We start from the raw sequence: 16,928 nt of genomic DNA, 5'->3' as shown, positions 1-16,928 counted from the left end.
ACCGGACCGGCGCGTCGAACGGCGCCGTCTCGCCCGATGACTTTGTATTCAGAGATGGAAAGATGATGCAGATTCTGGCCCTTGGCCGTGAAAGTGACCTTCAGGATTATGTTGCGTATTGCCGCGAACACGGCAGAGACGTCGTCTGTTTCGTACCGCCCGCACTGCTGCAGAACGAAAAGAGCGCCTGGGAACAACAGCTGTCCGCGGCACTGGAGGCCGTCGGCGCCGGGCAACGGTTCGACCATGTCGTCTCATTCAACGACGGGTTCCAGGTTCAGGTGGATGTCCTCAAGCGCCTCTTCGGGCTGCCCGCGCGCGATCCGGACGCCATTTTCGCGCTGACGGACAAAGCGGCCTTCAAGTCGGTCCCCGCGACCGCCAATTTCATTTCACGTTATCTGTGCCTGCCTCAGGATGTCAGCGCACAGCAGGCATGGCAGCAGGTCGAGGCGTCGCTGAATCTGCCGGTCGTGCTCAAACCCTCCAACGGGTTCTACAGCGCCGGGGTGATCCGGGTCGATGACCAGGCTGCCTTCAACAAGGCGCTGACGCTGACCCGTCGGGTCTGCTCATTGATGACCAGCCAGCGTGGCGACTCGCAGATCCTGATTGAAGAATACATAGACGGTGAAGAGTTCTCGGTGGATGGCTATGTGCTGGATGGCGAAATCAGACCGCTGCTGCTGCACCATAAATACCCACGCCTGGAAGGACCGACATTCCACGAAAACGCGCAGATTTCCAGGCCGTTCGACATGCAGGCAGGTGAGCCTTTCCTGGATGCACTGCGCCGGATCATTGCGGCCATCGGGCTGGATCAGTCGCCCTTCCACGCCGAGTTTCGCATCACGCCCGACCAACGGGTCTACATTCTGGAACTGGCCCCGAGAATTTCCGGTGGCGGCATCTCGTCCCGTTATCTGATGGACATCTGCCTCGGGCTGGATGTCTATGACGTCGACCTCAAACTGAATACGCCGCAACTGAAACTGGATCTGCCGCAGCGCCGAATCGGCCTGGAGTACGACTTCAGCGTCAAGAAAAGCGGCGTGCTGAAATCCATCGAAAAGACGGTCGCGCAGTGCCGCGAAATGGGCGCCGGCACCATCATCCAGCACCGCAGCAACGGCGAGTTCGTCATGGCGCCTCCGGTGGCCCTGGAAACCGTGCTGACGGCTTTTTTTACCTGCGAATCCAAGGATCGCGCACTGCAGATTTTCGATTGGCTGGAAACCTGTGAAGTCGAGACACAAGCCTCATGAACCCGTCCCTTCCCAACGACTGCTCATTGCCGCTGCTCGACACTCAGGTAGGTCTGTGGATCAGCGAACAGGTCAATCAGGCCGCCACCTCCCACAACATTCCGGTGCGTGTATCGATTGAGGGCCCACTCGATATCCCAGCCTTGCAGCAAGCCATCGATTGGCTGGTACAGCGCCACGACAACCTGCGCGCGCGGTTTGTACTGGAGGGAGAAACTCCCCGCCAGATCATTTCCGGCACCTTCGACGCCACCCTCGAGCACGTGGTGATCACCGACGACGAGCGCGATACCCTTGCCGCGCGCATCGATGCGTTGCTGAAAAGGCCGATGGATATCAGCCGCGGTCCGCTGTTGCGCTGTGTGCTGCTGCGGACCGGGCCCGAGCAACATATGCTGCTGTTTGTCATCCATCATCTGGTTTTCGATGGCAGCTCGATCGAGATTCTGTGGCGCGATCTATTGGCCCGCTACACGGCAATCACCGGTGGGACCGATACAGCGTCCCCCCTGCCGCTGTCCTACACCGAGTACGTGAATCGCCAAAAGACCACCACCCCATCGGATTCATTGGGTTACTGGCTCACGGAACTGGCGGATCGCTCTGCCCCCCAGCGTTTCCCTTGTGCCAGGCCTGCCAGCGAACAACGCGCGCGCAAGGCCCGCGACGTGGTCAACACACTGACACCGACAACCACCGGGCAATTGCGGGCATTGACCGGTCCCGGCACGTTCACGCCGTTCATGGTCCACATGGCCGTCTGCGCGCTGCTGCTTCATCGGCACACCGGCGCCGAAGACATGATCTTTGGCATGCCGCTGTCCACCCGTGACAACGCCGACCAGAAAGACCTGACCGGATTGTTCGTCAACGTGGTTCCGCTGCGGCTGCGCCTGACGCGCGGACTGTCGTTTTCCGGGCTGCTGCAGCATGTTCGGGCGCGAGTGCTGCGCGCCATGATGCATCGCCATCTGGCGTTTCACGAACTGGTCGGCCACCTGCGTCTGGGCCAGGAAGCGGGCTCGGGCGGGCTGTTCCGGATCTTTCTCAACCATGCCTCGGTACAACGGCTGCCCGTGCAGGTCGGCAATTGCACGTTCGAGCTGCTACCCAGCACCAACATCACCGCCGCCTTCGAAATGAACCTGGCAATCGTCGAAACCGACAGTGGTTTTGACACCGTGTTCGAGTTCGACGACATGCTTTTCACCCCCTCCGATGTCGCGGCACTCGCCGAAGACTACCAACGGATTCTGTCCGCCTCCCTGAATGATCCGGGCGCCGCCGTCAGTGACTGGCTCGCGCCTGTGAAGCTCGCGTGCATCGGGGATGACCTGCCACTCGCCCCTGGCCTGCCTGTACACCGCTGGTTTGAAGCACAGGTGCGCCGTGCGCCGGACGCTGTCGCACTGGTTTTCCAGGACACCCGTTTGAGCTACCGGGCACTCAATACCCAGGCCAATCAGTTGGCCGGGCGATTGCGCGCTGCCGGTGTCGGCCGCAATGTGCTGGTGGGCATTTGCATCGAACGCAGCCCGCAAATGGTCATCGCCATTCTGGCGGTGCTCAAGGCCGGAGGGGCCTATCTGCCCATCGACCCGGACAATCCGGATGAGCGAATCCATTTCATCCTGCAAGACACGGCTGTTCGAACGGTACTGACCTCCCGTCATTTGCAGGATCGCTTCGAGGGTCAATCGGTGGAGTCGATCGCCGTGGAGGAGCCCGAACAATTCGCCGCGTTCGACTCGACGGACCCGCAATGGCCCGTGGCGATGGACGATCTGGCGTATTGCATCTACACCTCGGGTTCCACGGGACGTCCCAAGGGTGCACTCAATTATCACCGGGGGTTTGCCAACCTGGTGCAATGGTATGTCCGCGACGGTTTGCAGATGTCTGCCGACGACAGGGTGATGCTCGCCAGTTCGATCGGTTTCGACCTCACCCAGAAGAACATTCTTGGACCTTTGTGCGCCGGTGCATGCCTCATGATTCCGGCTCATTCGCCTGCCAATGCCGGCGGTTTCCTGAAAGCTCTCACGGCCTATCGCCCGACCTGGCTCAACTGCGCGCCGTCCGCGTTCCGGGCCTTTGCCGCCTCGCCCCGAACCGCCAGCCTGCGCACGCTGGTACTGGGTGGCGAGCCGGTCGACCGCTCGCTGATCGAGCAATTGCGAGGCAGGCCGCTGACCCTGGTCAACTCTTACGGGCCGACCGAGTGTTCGGACGTTGCGACCTGGTGCAAGCAAGACCTGCAATCGACCGCAGCCGCTGCAGAAATGCCATTGGGCCAGGCCATTCCTGGCGTTCAGGTGTATGTGCTGGACGAACAACTGCGTCTCGCCCCGGATGGCGTGGCCGGCGAAATCCATATCGCCGGGATCGGCGTCGGACAGGGTTATCTCAAACGTCCGGAGCTGACTGAGCAAAAGTTCATCGCGAATCCCTTCGGCCCTGTCGGCAGCCGGATGTACAAGACCGGCGACCTGGGACGCCGCCGCGCGGACGGCACACTTGAGTTCATCGGCCGTATCGATTTCCAGGTGAAGATTCGCGGGCACCGCATCGAACTGGGGGAAATCGAGAATCAACTGCTGGCCTGCGACGGGATCCGCGAAGCGGTGGTCATCGCGCTGGACGTTTCCCCGGGCGAAAAACGGCTGGTGGCGTACCTCGTTTGCGCCGACCAGCACACGCTCGACCCCGAACGACTGAGCCGCACCCTGCGTCACGGCTTGCCCGACTATATGGTGCCCGACACCTGGATAGCGCTGCAGCGCCTGCCGCTGAATCTCAATGGCAAGGTCGACCGCAAGGCATTGCCGCCTCCGGACTGGCTGCAACGGGAAGAACCCGCCACGGCCCCCACCGAAACGTCGATCACCCGCCCGCCAGCGACTCAGCGCTCATGGACCCTGGAGCTGCCTCGAACCGGAGTTTCGCCCTCCTCCCGGTCACCTCAGCGTGGCGTATCCGCCTGGCATATCGAGCCCTCAACGCTTGAACCCATCGAACGCCTGGCCGCACGCCATGGCACGACACTCGATATTGCGTTGATCGCGGCATTCAACACTTTGTTGTATCGCTACAGCCAACAGGACGAGATCTGTCTCGGTTACACCCCGATGCGTCGCCACCCTGGCGAAGCGGAAGGCGGGGTCGGCGGCCTGGCCGATACACGGCTTCTGCGCACCTGCCTTCACAGTGGACTCAGCCTTGCAGCGGTGGTGTCTCTGACAAGAGAAGCCCATGCACACGCCGAGCAGAATCCCGATGCGGATTTTGCAGGTGTGCTGGCAGAACTGGCCCGACAAGGTGATCACCCGACCGTTGAGCACCTGCCCGTCATGTTCGAACGAGGAGAATCCGATTCGCCCCGGACTCAAAGCCTCGGCTGCGACCTGAAGCTGCTGGCCTATTCAGGTCAGATGGCGCTCGAAGGTCGTCTGGAGTACGACGCCAATCAATTCGACGCCGTGACGATGGCCTACCTGACGCGGCACTTCGAGGCCATCCTGAGAGCCCTCGCACACACTCCCGAGGCACCGATCGACACGTTGCCTCTGGCCCCGATGGACTGCCCTTCGCTATCGCTGACCCGAAATGCCACGGTACTCAGCGCCGTACAGCAATTGCCGGTGTTCCAGCGTTTTGAAGAACAGGTCCTACGCACCCCTGAGGCCACTGCGCTGATTTTTGAAGGGCAGGCATGGAGCTACGCGACCCTCAACCGTCAGGCCAACCAGTTAGCCTGGCACTTGCGCGCGCAAGGGGTGGGTGCGGAAACCGTCGTGGCGCTACTGGTTGAGCGCGGCCCCCGGTTGATCAGCAGTCTGCTGGCCATTCTCAAGGCCGGAGGGGCTTATCTGCCGCTGGACTCCATGTATCCCGCGCAGCGGATCGCAACCATGCTGGATGACGCCGGTGTCGGGTTGATTCTCACCTGTGAAGATCTGCGCGGACACTTGCCTGACAGTGCGCTGCCGACGATCTGCCTGGACCGGGATCGGGAGACCCTTCTAGGCCAGCCGTTGACCGATCCACAGATCGAGGTCGGTCAGCAACAGCTGGCTTACTGCCTGTTCACCTCAGGTTCGACGGGGCGTCCCAAAGGCGTGCAGATCGAACACCGGGCCCTGAGCAATCTGCTTGCGGCCATGCAGGCCGCACCGGGGCTGACGGCTTCGGACGTCTGGCTGAGCGTGACCTCGGCCGCCTTCGATATCTTTGCGGTTGAGGTCTATCTCCCGTTGATCAGCGGGGCCCGGATCCTGCTCGCCAGCAAGCAAGACACCTCTGATCCGATGGCCCTGGCGCGACTGGCCAACGAATACGGCGCAACAGTCCTGCAGGCGACACCCGCCACGTGGCGCATGTTGATCGACAGCCAGGTCGAGCTGACTCTGGACACCGCCATGAGTGGCGGTGAAGCCATGGACGATGCGCTGGCTGACGGCATGAGTACCTTTGCCCGCCGTGTCTGGAACCTCTACGGCCCCACCGAAACCACCATCTACTCCAGTCGCGCGCACATCGTTGCCGGCCAGTCCCCCACCCTCGGCGGCCCCGTGGAAAATACCCGCCTGTATGTACTGGATTGCTATCTGAATCCGGTTCCAGTGGGCTGCACAGGGGAAATTCACATCGCTGGCGATGGCCTGGCGCGGGGCTACATCAATCGTCCTGACCTCACCGCAGAACGGTTCCTGCCCGACCCGTTCGGCCCGCCGGACAGTCGCATGTACCGCACGGGAGATCTGGCGCGCCAATTGCCCGATGGCCGCCTGATCTACCTCGACCGTATCGATTTCCAAGTGAAAATCCGTGGTTTGCGGATCGAACTGGGCGAGATCGAGGCAGCCTTGAGACGTTGTCCTTGCGTAAGGCAGGCGATCGTCACGGCGCACGGGGACGATCCCGCCACCCGCAAACTGGTTGCCTACGTCGTCCCGCGCCCTGGACAGACGCTGCAGCGTGATGCCCTGAAACTGCAGTTGCAACGCGTCATGCCGGACTACATGGTGCCGAGCGCCTGGGTGTTTCTGGAGCAATTGCCATTGAACGTCAGCGGCAAGATCGATCGCAGCCGCCTGCCCCCACCCACCTCGGACGAGACGGTCAGTGTCGCCACCCAAACCGCCACCCAACATCGACTGGCCGCCCTCTGGGCCCAGGTCCTGCAGGTCGAACAGGTGTCTCTGCACGACAACTTTTTCGCACTGGGCGGGAATTCGATGTTGGCGATTCGTTGTCTGGTGCGTATCAACCGCGAATTCGACCGCCAACTGTCCTTGCGCACGTTCTTCGATCACCAGACCGTCGAGGCGCTGAGCCGCTTCCTGGATCAGCAGAGCACCGTGAGCGATTCCCGGGAGGTCAAAATCACACGCTGGTTCGAGCAACCGGGCTTGCCCGACGTCTACGGGTTCTCGGGCTGCGGGATGCATGGCATTGCCTATTTCCAGTTGGCCAGAGCACTGGCGTCAACGTGCAACTTCCATGCGCTGGAGCCCTTCGAGACCTACCGCGACGGCGAGCACCTGCTCGGCGTCCAGGAACTCGCCAATCGTTACGCGAACGCGATCCTCAACCGTGGGAGCGAGGAGCCGATCACGCTGTTGGGACATTCCTTCGGGGGCACGATCGCTTTTGAGACGGCACGCTTGCTGGAACAGCAGTCAAAAACCGTACGGCTGATCCTTCTGGACGCCACATTGATCGACCCGCGAGTACTGGAAGAGCAGGCAGGACTGTGCGCACAACCGGATACGCTTCCCGAATGGCTGGAATCCACCGAGGAAGATCCGGGCAGCCACGCATTGCAACATCAGTTGCGGACCGCCGCTCAAGAGCTCTACAGGCAGCATTGCCAGATTTTCGCCGGCTATGTACCCGACGGCAGGTTCAGTGGAAGGGTTGCCGTCTTTCTGGCGCAAGACGCCAGCCTGCGGCAAAAACTGCAAGCGGGATTTGTGCGTGTCTGCCAGCAACTCCTGCTTAAGGTACCCGAGTTGCAGGATGTCCCCGGCGACCACATGTCCATGCTCACGACCCCGCAAGTCGAAACGCTCGGTGCGTTGATCAAGGAGGAACTGCAACCATCGCCGGTTACACGGCCGGTTGAGCTGGACCGGGCATGACGGGTTTTACGACCTTGCTCGGGGACGATTGCTGCATCGTCGAGGCCCGCGACCACGCTGTGTGGTCCGCGGGCCTGCTCGACGCGGAACGCGGACCGACGGTCGGGATGAATCGGCAGCGCCTTCGCGAATACACTGCCGGGCGCAACTGCGCCCGCGCAGCGCTCGTGCACCTCGGATTCCCGGGTCTGCCAATCGGCAAGGGTTCCGGGGGCGAACCGCTGTTCCCGCCCGGTGTCTGCGGAAGCATCTCGCACACCGACAACTACTGCGCGGCGGCCCTCGCCCTCAAGCGACACATCGCAGCCCTGGGCATTGATGCCCAGAGCAACCGACCGTTGGAGGCGCCGCTATATCGACGGGTGCTGGGCCGTCCTCCGACAAAAGACTTCGCGACACAGGGTTTCTGCGAAGGCACATTGCAGTTCAGCATCAGAGAAGCGTTCTACAAAGCCATCTTCTCCTTCTGCCAACGCCACGTGCGTGCCGGTGACCTGAGCGTGGAGCTGTTGGCCGAACCGGGACACTGCGCAATCCACAGCCTGGCGCCCGATCTGGAATCCTGCCTCGCCCCCTTCACGGTGGATGTTCGATACACGTTTGATGAGCAGCGCCTCTACAGCGCCGTCGCCTTGCGCAAGCGCTGAAACAAGACCGCAAGATTCCGTCCTCAGGCTCAGCTAAGTTTCACTGGATACCTTCTCCCCCTGCGCACTTCCAGCGCTGCTCAGGAGAGGCATCCCACCCATGAAACCCGCCATAGCCGACTGGCTCAACAAAGTACCCGAAGTGACGCTGTCCTTCTGGGTGATCAAGATCCTGTCCACGACCGTGGGTGAAACCGGTGCCGACTTTCTGGCCGTGGACGCCGGTTTCGGCGCCGGCCCGACCAGCCTCGGCATGGCCGCATTGCTGGCCATTGCGCTGTTCGGTCAGTTGCGCACCAAGGCCTACACGCCGTGGATCTACTGGCTGACTGTGGTGCTGGTGAGCATTGTCGGCACACAGATCACCGACATCCTGACCGACATGCTGGACGTCAGCCTCTACACCAGCACGGCGGTGTTCTCCGTGTTGCTGGTGGTGAATTTCCTGGTCTGGTACCGGACGGAACGCAGCCTGTCGATCCGCGAAATCGTCACCCCGCGCCGGGAACTGTTCTATTGGGCCACCGTGCTCTGCACCTTTGCCCTCGGCACGGCCGCCGGCGACCTGGCGACCGAAGCGCTGGGCCTGGGCTTCACCGTCGGCGCCGTCATCTTCGGCGCGCTGATCGCCGCCACCTTCATTGCCTGGCGATTGGGCGGCAACACGGTGCTGACGTTCTGGGTCGCCTACATCCTGACCCGCCCCTTCGGCGCCTCCCTCGGCGACCTGCTGACCCAGGCCAAGACCTACGGTGGCCTCGGCATGGGCGCGACCTGGACCAGCGCGATTTTCCTCTGCGTCATCGTCCTTCTGGTCACCGTCGCGCAGATCAGCACCGGCAATCGCAAAGCAATCACTGAATAAACCTTCAACTGTTCATCAAGGAATCATCATGCGCCAGATTCAAAACCTCATTCGTCACGCCGCCATTGTCTCGTCCATCTGCCTGCTCAGCATCGCGGCCGGCTGCTCGAAACCGGCAGACAAGCCTGCTGCAAACGCCGCTGCAGGTGCAGTCAGCACACAAGGCCAGGCCGCCTCCAAACTGGGGGATCTGTCCGAGTTCCGAAACATCGCCGCCGATGTCGCCGCCCTCGTCGACAAAAACGACCTGCCCGGCGCCAAGACCCGGATCAAGGATCTGGAAACCGCCTGGGACTCGGCCGAAGCCGGGATCAAGCCGCGTGCTGCCGGGGACTGGCACATGCTGGACAAGGCCATCGACCGCGCGCTCGACACCTTGCGTGCCAGCGCCCCGCAGCAGAAAGACTGCAAGGCGCGGATGGACGAGTTGCTCAAAGCCTTTGACTCGCTGAAGGGCAACGCCTGATCCGGGGCCGGACAAACCCTTGCACAGATGCTTCAATACAAGCGCGACGGCCCTGCCCGTCGCGCTATTTTTTTGGGGAGCGGGTCATGCGGATATTACTGGTCGAAGACGATCCGATGATCGGCGATGCCATCCAGGGTGCGCTGAACGACGCCAGTTACGCCACCGACTGGGTGAAAAACGGCCTCACCGCACTGGCCACGCTGGACACCCAGCACTACGACCTGGTGTTGCTGGACCTCGGCTTGCCCGGCAAGGACGGGCTGGACGTACTCGACAGCATTCGCGCTCGCAACAACCCGGTGCCGTTGCTGATCATCACCGCCCGGGACGGTCTCGACGACCGCTTGCGTGGCCTCGATGGCGGCGCCGACGATTACTTGCTCAAACCTTTCGACATGGCCGAGTTGCTAGCGCGGATGCGCGCGGTGTTGCGGCGCAAGGGCGGGACTGCGTTGTCCTTGCTCGATAACGGCGTGGTCTCGCTGGATCTGGTTTCCAAGCAAGCCACGACCGCCGACAACCCGGACGTGCAGTTGTCCAGCCGCGAATTCGCCTTGTTGCAGGCCCTGCTGATCCGGCCCGGGGCAATCCTCTCGCGCAGTGAACTGGAAGACCGGCTCTATGGCTGGGGCAATGAGGTGGAAAGCAACGCGGTGGAGTTTCTGATTCACGCCCTGCGACGCAAACTCGGCAGTCACGTCATCAAGAACGTCAGGGGAATGGGATGGATGGTTTCAAAAGGCGCTTGAGGGATTCGGTACAGCTGCGGCTGTCGGTCACGCTGTCGCTGGCCATCCTGATCGTTGCGCTGCTGGCGGCGGTTTTCGCGTTTGTCTCGGCGCTGGACGAAGCCCACGAAATGCAGGACGAGTCCTTGCGCCAGGTGGCGGCCCTGTTCGACCGCCAGCAAATGACCCTGCACTACCCCGCCGCTCAGGCCGTGGATGACGACAACGAAGAATCCCGGGTCATCGTGCAATACCTGGCCGACGGCAGCCAAGCGGTCGGCAACGACGACGCCCTGTTGCCACTGCCCTTCCCCACGACCCTGTCCGATGGCCTGTCGACCTTGAAAGTGACGGGTGAAGACTTCCGCGTACTGGTGAGAACCACCGCCCGTGGCGAGCGCATCGTCGTCGCCCAGGAAACCGGTGTTCGCGACAAGGAGGCCCGCGAAAGCGCCTGGCGTAGCCTGCTGCCGTTTCTGATCCTGTTTCCGGTGCTGTTGCTGGTGGTGGGCGATCTGGTGCGCAAGATGTTCCGCCCCATTGCCACGCTGTCGGCCGACATTGATCGACGTGACGAACAAGCCCTGCACCCGGTGGACGAAAGCCATGTGCCGAGCGAGATCAGGCCGTTTGTGGTGGCCATCAACCGCTTGCTCGGTCGCGTCGCCCAGTCCGTGGACAACCAGCGGCGTTTCGTCGCCGATGCCGCCCATGAACTGCGCTCGCCGATGACCGCCCTGTCCCTGCAGGCCGAACGACTGGCCGCCACGGAAATGCCGGCCGCCGCCCGCGAACGCCTGTTGCCGCTGTCCCGAGGTATAGAGCGCAGCCGGAACCTGATCGATCAATTGCTGAGCCTGGCCGCCGCGCAGTCGAGCTCAAATACAGCGCCAACCAGCGTTTCAGTCCTGCACCTCTATCGACGGATTCTGGAAGACCTGTTGCCGCTGGCGGACCGCAAGAATATCGATATCGGCGTCGAGAGCAGCGAAGACGTGCAGGTCAGCATCAATGAAACCGACCTGCTGATCCTGATCCGCAACCTGGTGGACAACGCCATTCGCTACACCCCGCCAGGCGGCCGCATCGACCTGTCGGTCAAACGGGAGCAAGCGGCGGTCGTCCTGCAAGTCAGCGACACCGGCCCCGGGATTGCCGTGGAAGAGCAGGCGCGTGTCTTCGATCCGTTCTATCGCAGCCTGGGCACCGATGAGTCGGGCTCGGGGCTGGGTCTGTCCATCGTCAAAGCCATTGCCGATCGCACAGGGCTCAAGGTTGATCTGGGGTTTACCGACGTCATCGAGAGCAGCGGACTGTGTGTCACCGTCAGCATCGAGCAGCCCTGAGCTGCTTCCCGTCCTTACATTTCGACCTGCGTCCCCAGCTCGATGACTCTGTTCAGCGGCAACTTGAAGTACTTCAGGTTGCTGTTGGCATTCTTGAGCAGGAATGCGAACAGGTACTCGCGCCACTTGGCCATGCCGATGCGGTTGGTCGGGATGACCGTTTCACGACTCAGGAAGTACGTGGTGCGCATCGGGCTGAAATCCAGTTCGGCCAAGTGACACAGGCTCAGCGCCAACGGCACATCCGGCTCCTCGGTAAAACCGAAATGCAGGTTCACCCGGAAGAAACCGTCGCCATAGGACTCGACTTCGAAACGACGATCCACCGGCACGCGCGGGCTGTCTTCAGACACCACAGTCAACAGCACCACCTGCTCGTGCAGCACCTGGTTATGCAACAGGTTGTGCAGCAGCGCGTGGGGAACCGCGTCGGCCCGCGCCGTCAGGAACACCGCCGTGCCCTGCACGCGATGAGGCGGTTGCGCACGAATGCTGCTGATGAACAACGGCAGCGGCAACGCGGTTTCATCCAGCCGCTCGACGATGATCTTGCGCCCGCGCTTCCAGGTGGTCATCAGAATGAACAGACCAATGCCGGCGATCACCGGGAACGCACCGCCCTGCAGGATCTTCGGCGCGTTGGCCGCGAAGTACAGGCTATCCACCAACAGAAAACCGAACAGCATCGGGATCGCCAGCCAGCGCGGCGTCTTCCACAGCAACAGGACAACGGCGGCGGACAGGAGGGTGGTGATCAACATGGTGCCCGTCACCGCCACGCCATAAGCGGCAGCCAGAGCGCTGGAAGATTCGAAACCGATCACCAGCAGCACAACGCCGACCATCAACGCCCAGTTGACCGTGCCGATGTAGATCTGGCCCTGCTCCTGGCTTGAGGTGTGCTGGATGAACATGCGCGGAACGTAGCCCAGCTGGATGGCCTGGCGCGTCAGGGAGAACGCACCGGAAATCACCGCTTGCGAAGCGATGATCGTCGCCAGCGTAGAGAGCGCGACCATCGGCAGCAGCGCCCATTCCGGGGCCAGCAGATAGAACGGGTTACGCACCGCTTCCGGGTTGCCGAGGATCAATGCGCCCTGACCAAAGTAATTGAGCACCAGACCAGGCAGGACCAGCATGAACCAGGCACGGGCAATCGGTTTGCGACCGAAGTGGCCCATGTCGGCGTACAAGGCTTCCGCACCGGTCAACGACAGAACGACCGCGCCCAGAATCGCCACGCCCATGCCCGGATGAACCGTAAAGAAGCGCACCGCCCAGATCGGGCTCAGCGCCTGCAACACCTCGGGGCGCTGCAAAATGCCGTAGACCCCGAGCGCACCCAACACCACGAACCACAGCACCATGACCGGGCCGAACAGCGTGCCGATCCGCGCCGTGCCGTGTTTCTGGATCAGAAACAGCGCCACCAGCACCACCACCGACAGCGGCACCACCCAGTGCTCGATGCCGTCGAACGCCAGCTCCAGCCCTTCGACCGCCGAGAGCACCGAGATCGCCGGGGTGATCATGCTGTCGCCGTAGAACAGCGCCGCACCGAACAGTCCGAGCAACACCAGCACTTTGCTCATGTGCGGGTAAGGCGCCGACGCGCGACGGGCCAATGCCGTCAACGCCATGATGCCGCCCTCACCCTGGTTGTTGGCCCGCAGGATGAACAGCACGTACTTGATCGAGACCACCCAGATCAGAGACCAGAAAATCAGCGACAGAATGCCCAGCACACCGTCGTGATTGAGCTGCACGCCGTAGTGGCCGGAAAAGACTTCTTTGAGGGTGTAGAGGGGGCTGGTGCCGATATCCCCGTAAACCACACCGACAGCGGCCACCAGCATGGCTGCGCCCGAGGTTTTGGTTGGGGAATTTTCGTTGGTTTTACTCAAGGGTCGCGGCTCTCGAACGGCGGGAAGAAGTGGCGTGCCATCCTTGGGCAATACGCGGGCCAGGGCCTTCAGGAATACAAGGCTCAGGTGCGGTCAAAAAACGCGGCCAGTATCGATGTGAACAAAGTTCTCCACCGTAAAGAATGCGTAAAAAATCGACCTGACCCGAGCCGTCGCGCACGTTTTTAGAGTCGGCTGATTGTTATGGCTGATGGCATAATCGCCAGCAGTTCATAACAGGGGCGCATCAATGTCCGTTGAAAGCTACGACCTGCTCGCGATCTTTTCGGCGGTGGCGCAAGAGCGCAGCTTCACCCGTGCGGCGGCGAAACTGGGCATGTCGCAACCGGCCTTGAGCCGGGCGATGCGTCAACTGGAGGAACGCCTGGGCGTGCGCTTGCTCGCGCGCACCACGCGCAGTGTTTCCCCGACCCAGGCCGGCGAACACCTGTTGCGAGTGATCGCCCCCCGGTTCGAAGAAATCGATCACGAACTGGCCTTGCTCAGCGAGTTTCGCGACAAACCGGCCGGCAAGTTGCGGATTACGGCTGGCGAACATTCGGCGATCACGATCCTGCAACCCGCCCTCGCCCAACTGTTACCCGACAACCCCGACCTGAATGTCGAGATCATCGTCGATTACGGCCTGACCGACATCGTCGCCGAAGGCTTCGACGCCGGCGTGCGGCTGGGCGAACAGGTGGCCAAGGACATGATCGCGATGCGCATCGGTCCGGACATGCGCATGGCGGTCGTCGGCTCCCCGGCGTACTTCGCCCGCCACCGCAAACCGCTGATTCCACCCGATCTCATGGAACACAACTGCATCACCCTGCGTATGCCGACCCACGGCAGCCTGCTGCTCTGGGAGTTCGAGAAAGACGGGCAAGCCCTGAATGTGCGAGTCGAAGGGCAACTGGTGTTCAACAATATTGCCATGCGCCTGCAATCCGCGCTCCAGGGACTGGGGCTGGCCTACATGCCGGAAGACCTGGTGCAAGAGCATGTAGCGCAGGGCCGGTTGATTCGGGTACTCAGCGACTGGTGCGAGCCGTTTTCCGGCTACCACCTCTACTACCCCAGCCGACGCCAGAGTTCACCCGCCTTCACTCTGCTGCGCGATGCGTTGCGCTATGGCGACTGACGTTGCTCAGGGTTGGGCCAGATGTTTTTCCAGTGCTTCGCTGGCGCGCCCCGCCGCTTCGACTTCTCCGTGTTGGGTCAGTACCTGCGTCAACTGACGCAATTGCGCGCTGCTCAATCCCACCCGCAGGCTGGCCGCGATATGCGAACGCAGCTGCGATTCGGCGCCGGGCGTAGCCGCCAGGGCTGAAACCGTCGCCAGTTCGCGGCTTTGCCAGTCCAGGTTGTCACGTTCGAAGATGTCGCCGAACAGATGCGTCTGCAGGAACTGGTTGATGACCGGCGCGAAGTCGAACAGCGGGCCTTGAACCGGCGCCCCGGCGATACGGGTCTGATTGGCCTTGCCCACGGCCAGCAAGGCGTCGCCTGTCGACACGGCGTGACCGGGTTCGCGCCCTGGCTCATCGTGGAGGCCGCGTTGCTTGCGTGCCTCGACCACTTTCATCAATTCGCCCAGCGCATTGAGGCTGCGTGGAAAACCGGCGTAGGCATACAGCTGCACAAGGATTTCCTTTGCTTCGCTGACCGTCAGCCCGGCATCCAGCCCTTCGTTCAAAGCGGCGTTGAGACGCGGCATGTTGCTGCTGCTGGCCATGGCCGCGCCAATCGGCACAATCGCCTGCTGCCTCGCGGAGAGCACTTCGGAGACCGCGACTTCTGTCGGTGCTGCCGGCGGCGCCGGCCGGTCTTCGGCGACTTTCTCCAGCCACTCCACATTCTTGCCGTTCACGGAGCCGGTCACCGCCAGATGGGTCATGGTGCTGTTGGGCGCGGCGCCATGCCAATGCTTGACGCCCGGCGGGCAGACGATCACATCGCCGGGGTGAATGTCCTGCACAGGCTTGCCCCATTCCTGAGTCTGCCCGACACCGGAAATCACCACCAATCGTTGACCGGCAGGATGGGTGTGCCAGGCCGAACGGGCGCCCGACTCGAAGGTCACGTAAGCGCCGGACGCATTGATTTCGCCCGTATCGTTGAACAGCGGATCGACGCGCACCCGACCGGAGAAATAATCCTCAGGCCCCACAAATGAAGCCTGAGAACCCGCACGTCGGATCTGCTGCGCGCTCAACGGCTCACTGCCGCCGCCCGCGACTTCAGCAGCGCTGGCAAAAGGTGTGGCCGCGCACATGGCGAGGCCCAACAAGGTTTTGTTCATGAAGATGGTTTCCTTCGAATCAGAGGGTTCGGGCGTAAAACGCCGTCAGCTGTTCCATGGCGACATCGACGTAGGCCGGCACCCAATAGGTTTCGATGTGCGTGGCGCCCTCGATCTTGAACAGGGTTTTGTCCTGAGTTCCGGAGGCCTTGGCGAAGGCCTGCTCCGACATGTACAGGCTGTCGGCCTTGCTGCCGGCGATCATCAGCAAGGGCTTGTCGATCAGTTCGATCTGGTCTGTCGCGTCGAAACTCATCAGGTCCAGCAGGCTGCTGAGGGTGTAACGGAAAGTCGAGTTGGGATGCGCGTGGGTCTTGCCGTAATACTCGAAGCCCTGGCGGTACAGGTCGAACGGCAATTTGGCGATCTGCTCGTCGGTCAATTTGGCATCGCCGATGTATTGGATTTCCCCGCCGGCAGCTTCCTGGGCACGGGCGGCCGAGGCTTGCTGCAAGCGCTGCTGGATGGTGTCGAGTTGCGAGTCCTGATAACCGTTGCGGCGCACCAGCCCGGAATTGAACATGCTCACCGTGGCAATCGAGCGGAAGCGTTTGTCGGTCTGCGCAGCCTTCAACGAGTAACCGCCACCGCCGCAGATGCCGAGCAAACCCAGATGAGCACTGTCGACGCCGGGGTAGCTGGCGATGAAGTCGGCCATGCCGTGAATGTCTTCGACGCGGTTGGCCGGTTTGTCGATGTTGCGTGGTTCTCCCCCGCTCGCGCCTTGATAAGCGGCATCCGCCGTGATCGTGATGTAGCCCTGATCGGCCAAGCGCTGAGCATAAAGACCGGCAACCTGCTCTTTCACTCCACCATTGGGGTGCGCGACGACAACGGCGGGATAGTGCCGGGCCGGATCGTAGTTCGCGGGGGTGTAGACGTTGGCGGAAATGGCCAGGCCATTGAGCGTGTAGGTCACCGGATGAATGTTGACCTTGCCCGGCTCGTTACGGGTGATCGCGCCGCCGTAGGTCAAGGTGAACGGGTTCTGCCGGTAATCCGCCGCCTCGACTTCAGCGCCGGACATTCCGATCATCGCGGCCAGCACACCGGCCTTCATCGTGGTTCGCATCGTTTGCACCCTCCTTTCCATCAATACGGTATGGAGAGGCAAACTACCCTTCGACGATTGATTGATAAACGGCACTAATTGAATAGCACTGATACCAGAATCACATAAGTCCAGGCGAAGCAGTGTACCTGCCCCAGCAAACTAGGAATCGCCTGATGTCCGGCGCAGTCGACGGCCACTAGAG

General features: G+C 61.9%; 11 protein-coding genes. 8 read left to right on the top strand and 3 right to left on the bottom strand.

The window, feature by feature from the left end:
• Window positions 1-65: 65 nt before the first annotated feature.
• The 7 genes from AC07VV_RS01505 (at window position 66) to AC07VV_RS01475 (ending at window position 11,463) form a co-directional block, all read left to right on the top strand.
• Window positions 66-1,265 (top strand): ATP-grasp domain-containing protein, encoded by a 1,200-nt coding sequence (locus AC07VV_RS01505; RefSeq protein ID WP_495034970.1) that lies wholly within the window; start codon window positions 66-68, stop codon window positions 1,263-1,265.
• The gene (locus tag AC07VV_RS01500) at window positions 1,262-7,408 is read left to right on the top strand and encodes an amino acid adenylation domain-containing protein (RefSeq protein WP_495034969.1); all 6,147 of its coding nucleotides are present in this window, start codon (window positions 1,262-1,264) and stop codon (window positions 7,406-7,408) included. Before AC07VV_RS01505 ends, AC07VV_RS01500 begins: the two co-directional genes overlap by 4 nt.
• Entirely contained in the window at window positions 7,405-8,055 is a 651-nt protein-coding gene (locus AC07VV_RS01495) for a 4'-phosphopantetheinyl transferase family protein (protein ID WP_495034968.1), read from the top strand. Before AC07VV_RS01500 ends, AC07VV_RS01495 begins: the two co-directional genes overlap by 4 nt.
• Before the next feature lie 100 nt (window positions 8,056-8,155).
• Entirely contained in the window at window positions 8,156-8,920 is a 765-nt protein-coding gene (locus AC07VV_RS01490) for a COG4705 family protein (protein WP_495034967.1), read from the top strand.
• Window positions 8,921-8,948: 28 nt separating this feature from the next.
• Window positions 8,949-9,386: a hypothetical protein gene (locus AC07VV_RS01485; protein WP_495034966.1), complete on the top strand. Its 438-nt coding sequence runs from the start codon at window positions 8,949-8,951 to the stop codon at window positions 9,384-9,386.
• Between the two features lie 86 nt (window positions 9,387-9,472).
• The gene (locus tag AC07VV_RS01480; protein ID WP_114882371.1) at window positions 9,473-10,138 is read left to right on the top strand and encodes a response regulator; all 666 of its coding nucleotides are present in this window, start codon (window positions 9,473-9,475) and stop codon (window positions 10,136-10,138) included.
• Window positions 10,114-11,463 carry an ATP-binding protein gene (locus tag AC07VV_RS01475; RefSeq protein ID WP_495034965.1) on the top strand — a complete coding sequence of 450 codons (1,350 nt, stop codon included), beginning with the start codon at window positions 10,114-10,116 and terminating at the stop codon, window positions 11,461-11,463. The genes AC07VV_RS01480 and AC07VV_RS01475 overlap by 25 nt, the downstream gene beginning before the upstream one ends.
• 14 nt (window positions 11,464-11,477) lie before the next feature.
• Here AC07VV_RS01475 and AC07VV_RS01470 read toward each other — a convergent pair whose 3' ends face one another.
• Window positions 11,478-13,319 carry a potassium transporter Kup gene (locus AC07VV_RS01470; protein WP_495034964.1) on the bottom strand — a complete coding sequence of 614 codons (1,842 nt, stop codon included), beginning with the start codon at window positions 13,317-13,319 and terminating at the stop codon, window positions 11,478-11,480.
• 298 nt (window positions 13,320-13,617) lie between these two features.
• On the opposite strand from AC07VV_RS01470, the gene AC07VV_RS01465 reads away from it, so the two are divergent.
• A complete protein-coding gene (locus AC07VV_RS01465) occupies window positions 13,618-14,511 on the top strand; it encodes a LysR family transcriptional regulator (RefSeq protein WP_495034963.1) in 894 nt (297 codons plus the stop codon).
• A 6-nt stretch (window positions 14,512-14,517) separates the two neighbouring features.
• On the opposite strand, the gene AC07VV_RS01460 is transcribed toward AC07VV_RS01465, so the two are convergent.
• Both AC07VV_RS01460 and AC07VV_RS01455 read right to left on the bottom strand, forming a co-directional pair.
• A complete protein-coding gene (locus tag AC07VV_RS01460; RefSeq protein WP_495034962.1) occupies window positions 14,518-15,672 on the bottom strand; it encodes a (R)-mandelonitrile lyase in 1,155 nt (384 codons plus the stop codon).
• Between the two features lie 19 nt (window positions 15,673-15,691).
• A complete protein-coding gene (locus tag AC07VV_RS01455; RefSeq protein ID WP_495034961.1) occupies window positions 15,692-16,744 on the bottom strand; it encodes an alpha/beta hydrolase in 1,053 nt (350 codons plus the stop codon).
• Between the last annotated feature and the right edge of the window lie 184 nt (window positions 16,745-16,928).

The organism is Pseudomonas sp. GW821-FHT02C04 (assembly GCF_059421845.1).
Note: the sequence above shows the minus strand (reverse complement) of the source record. Positions and strands in the feature narration are given on the sequence as shown.